The 3,460-nt window shown below is 55.1% G+C and carries 4 protein-coding genes and 1 pseudogene; 4 read left to right on the forward strand and 1 reads right to left on the reverse strand.

Annotation, left to right across the window (positions count from 1 at the left end; translation table 11 throughout):
• The 4 genes from A3754_RS28025 to A3754_RS21060 form a co-directional block, all read left to right on the forward strand.
• Positions 1-502: hypothetical protein (locus A3754_RS28025; protein WP_063521237.1), on the forward strand; the 502-nt coding region annotated here is incomplete at its 5' end.
• Positions 503-605: 103 nt separating this feature from the next.
• Positions 606-1,280, forward strand: a complete 675-nt coding sequence (rpe, locus tag A3754_RS21050) for a ribulose-phosphate 3-epimerase (protein ID WP_063521238.1) — start codon at positions 606-608, stop codon at positions 1,278-1,280.
• 185 nt (positions 1,281-1,465) lie between these two features.
• Complete coding sequence (locus A3754_RS21055) at positions 1,466-1,987, forward strand: NlpC/P60 family protein (protein WP_082872434.1); 522 nt, start codon at positions 1,466-1,468, stop codon at positions 1,985-1,987.
• Between the two features lie 328 nt (positions 1,988-2,315).
• The gene (locus A3754_RS21060; RefSeq protein WP_063521239.1) at positions 2,316-2,771 is read left to right on the forward strand and encodes a DUF2846 domain-containing protein; all 456 of its coding nucleotides are present in this window, start codon (positions 2,316-2,318) and stop codon (positions 2,769-2,771) included.
• 484 nt (positions 2,772-3,255) lie between these two features.
• Here A3754_RS21060 and A3754_RS21070 read toward each other — a convergent pair.
• Positions 3,256-3,460 (reverse strand): annotated as a pseudogene (locus A3754_RS21070) (IS256 family transposase); the annotation flags it as partial.

The raw sequence follows: 3,460 nt of genomic DNA on the forward strand, positions 1-3,460 counted from the left end.
GGGTGACGGTGCCCGCTACGGCATTCCCATCGTTTACTCCCACGAAGGCACGCCCCTGGAAACCGCCGGGGGCATCAAGCGCGCGCTGTCGTTGCTGGGCGATCAGCCCTTTGCGCTGGTCAACGGCGATATCTGGACCGATTTTGATCTGTCCCGGCTGGTGGAGGATCGCCCGGACCCGGTGCATCTGGTGCTGGCGGATAACCCGGCGCACCACCCGCAAGGGGATTTTCATCTGACAGACGCCGGTCGGTTGCGCGATAATGCCGAGCCCAGGCTCACCTATGCCGGCATTGGCCGCTTTGATCCCGCCGTGTTCGCCAACCTGCCCGACGGTGTAGCGAAACTGGCGCCGCTATTGCGGGCGGCCATGGCGGAAAACGCGGCCAGCGGTGAACACCACCGCGGCCAGTGGTGGGATATCGGCACCCCGGAACGTCTGGATGAACTGGATCGATTGCTGAATAGCGCCGGAATGACACAAGCCATTCCGGGAGAGTGACGAATTTCGAGAAGCGAGTATCGAAAGGACAAACCACAGCCTTGGATCTTGCTTTTCGCAACTCGAAACTCGCCACTCGCAACTGTTTTTATGAGGATGCCCCATGCCCAAGCAGGATTATCTGATCGCCCCCTCCATCCTTGCCGCCAACTTTGCCCGTCTGGGTGAAGAGTGCGACGCGGTGCTGGCGGCCGGCGCCGATGTGATCCATTTCGACGTGATGGACAACCATTACGTGCCCAACCTGACCATCGGCCCCATGGTCTGCAAGGCCCTGCGCGACCACGGCATCACCGCCCCCATCGACGTGCACCTGATGGTCAGCCCGGTGGATGAGCTGATCAGCATGTTCGCCGAAGCCGGCGCCAGCTATATCACCTTCCACCCGGAAGCCAGCCAGCACGTGGACCGCTCCCTGCAGCTGATCAAGAGCTACGGCTGCAAGGCCGGCCTGGTGCTCAACCCGGCCACTCGCCCCGACTGCCTGGAATACGTGATGGACAAGCTGGACATGATCCTGCTGATGAGCGTGAACCCGGGCTACGGCGGCCAGAAATTCATTCCTTCCACCCTGGACAAGACCCGCGTCGTGCGCCAGCTGATCGACGCCAGCGGCTACGATATCCGCCTGGAAGTGGATGGCGGCGTCTCCGAAAAGAACATCCGTGAAGTCGCCGCCGCCGGCGCCGACACCTTCGTGGCCGGCTCCGCCATCTTCGGCAAAGACGACTACGCCACCGTCATCCAGCAAATGCGCGACGAGCTGGCCCAGGCCTAACAGCGAACCCATTGTAGGAGCGCCACTTGAGGCGCGAACCTGAGCCAAAGCGAAGGATCGGTTGAATGCCCTCGCCAAAGCTCGGGATCGCGCCTCAAGTGGCGCTCCTGCATCAAGATGGTTCTTATGGAACCTTCCCGCCGCCCGGCTGCCTGACTCCTTAAGTCAGCCATCACTATCACGCCATGCCCCGCTATACCGCCATTCCTGTCCGGCTTCCCTGCCTGCTCCTGGTATTAACCAGCCTGGCAGCCTGCAGCCTGGTGCCCGCCGAACGGCAATCCCCACAACCTGAAATAGCGGAAACCCCGCAGGAGCTGCCGCCCCGGCAGACCCTGATCCTCGACAGCCTGCTCGCCCAGAAAGAAGACTGGCAGGGCGTGCCTTATCAATACGGTGGCCTCAGCACGCAAGGCGTGGACTGTTCTGGCTTCGTCTATCTCACCTTCCTTTCGCAGCTGAACATGAAAGTCCCCCGCACCACCTCCGCCCTGATGCAGGAAGGCGAGCCTGTGGCCCGCAACGAACTGGAAGTGGGCGACCTGGTGTTCTTCAAAACCGGACCGGGCAATCGCCACGTGGGAATCTATATGGGTGGGGATGAATTTATGCATGCGTCGGTGAGTAGTGGCGTCATGCAGTCGTCGCTCAACAATCCCTATTGGAGTCAGCGGTATTGGAAGGCCAGGCGGCTGGTGAATCGGTAGCGCACGTTCGGTATTACTCTTAAGAAATTACCTGGATTTTCCGCGTCTCCAGAAGTCATAGCATCAAGGGAAACCCGCAAGAAAAGCGGCAATCCTTGCCGCCAAGAAGCCTCCTGCCTAGGCCTTTTCGTTTATTGAATTCCCGCCCGTTTTCATCCACGCGCAAGTTGAACTTGTAGGATATGGCTTACATATTTTTGTAAGTGTTTGAGATAGGGTTGGTTTTTAAGCAGAGGCCGGGGTTCAGATTAGCGCTGCATTCAGCAGGACTTGCTCTCAGCCTCTTATTTTCGATTTGTTACTGGGGTTTTTTTTAAAAGGAAGGGTTATGAAGTTGGTTATAAAAACAGTCATCATTGCGTTATCAATGTCATTTTTTTGGGGGTGCACTATCGCCACGCCGGTTGTGTCCAGCGGGAAATATGAGGGGATGGCTAATGATGACCCTGCCATGAGCAAAGTCTACGTATATAGAGATCAGGCGTTTGCTGGTGGGACTAATCAATATGATGTGATGGTAAATGGTGTCCTGTCTGGGTCATTGCCTAACGGTTCATTCTTCGACACTGAGGTTGAGCCCGGCGATACCAAAGTGGAGCCAAGAACATTGACCTCCTTTGGGTTTGGTAAAGGTGTTTCCAGCATGACCGACCCCGGTGGGGTTTACTGTTTTAAGCTAACGTTGAACTTCTGTCTCCAGTGTAAAAGCGCTGATATAAGTCCAGTTGAGACTGAGCAATGCGAAAACGAGATTCAAAGTCTTAATAAAGTTGAGTTGAAGTGACATGAATAGAATGATTCAGATCTTGCCCTATGTCCCAAGTGGCAAAAGGAACGCCCTGACCCCGGAATTAAAATTTTAGGAGCGGGTATGTTCTGGGTTCAATTACTCGGCATGGTGATGGCTATAGGTACTGCTTTCTACTTACACTCCTACTTTAAATTGCTCAATATTATCCGAAAGGAGTGTCCTGATCTAATAGAGGAGACGCGAGCTAAAGGAGTTTTGTACGAGGGATCCCGATCGAGCCAAGATCCAAGAATAGTTGCTCTTGTTTTGAGGTATGCATTTGGATCTGGGTGGAAACTTTTATCCAGCCAAGATGTAAAAAAATATGCGATCCGTATACGTGTTACTTTTTCATTGGTGCTGACTGTGTTTTCTGCTCTGGTTGTTGCCGCTGCTAGCTCTTAAAGATAAACAAAGAGGCGGATTCAAGATGCGAGATCTCGAGGGTGTTCAAAACTCTGTGTCACAGCCAGCAGCCTCACAGGCTGATGTATTTGTCCAGGCGCTCGGGGAAGTGGATGGCCATCTGTGACAGCGTCAGATTCCAGTTCTGCACCGGGTGGGTCCAGCGCTCGGATGCCTTGAGTATACCGGCATAGAGCAGCTTCAGTAAGGCGTTCTCACTGGCGAAGCCACCCTTGGTCTTTGTCAGCTTGCGGAACTGGCGATGTACGGCCTCCACG

This window comes from Alcanivorax sp. HI0083 (assembly GCF_001635175.1).

Bases quoted from the DNA above. Each gene is read 5' to 3' on its own strand.
- A3754_RS21060 (WP_063521239.1), top strand. From the start codon at position 2,316: ATGAAGTTGGTTATAAAAACAGTCATCATTGCGTTATCAATGTCATTT.
- rpe (WP_063521238.1), top strand. From the start codon at position 606: ATGCCCAAGCAGGATTATCTGATCGCCCCCTCCATCCTTGCCGCCAAC.
- A3754_RS21055 (WP_082872434.1), top strand. From the start codon at position 1,466: ATGCCCCGCTATACCGCCATTCCTGTCCGGCTTCCCTGCCTGCTCCTG.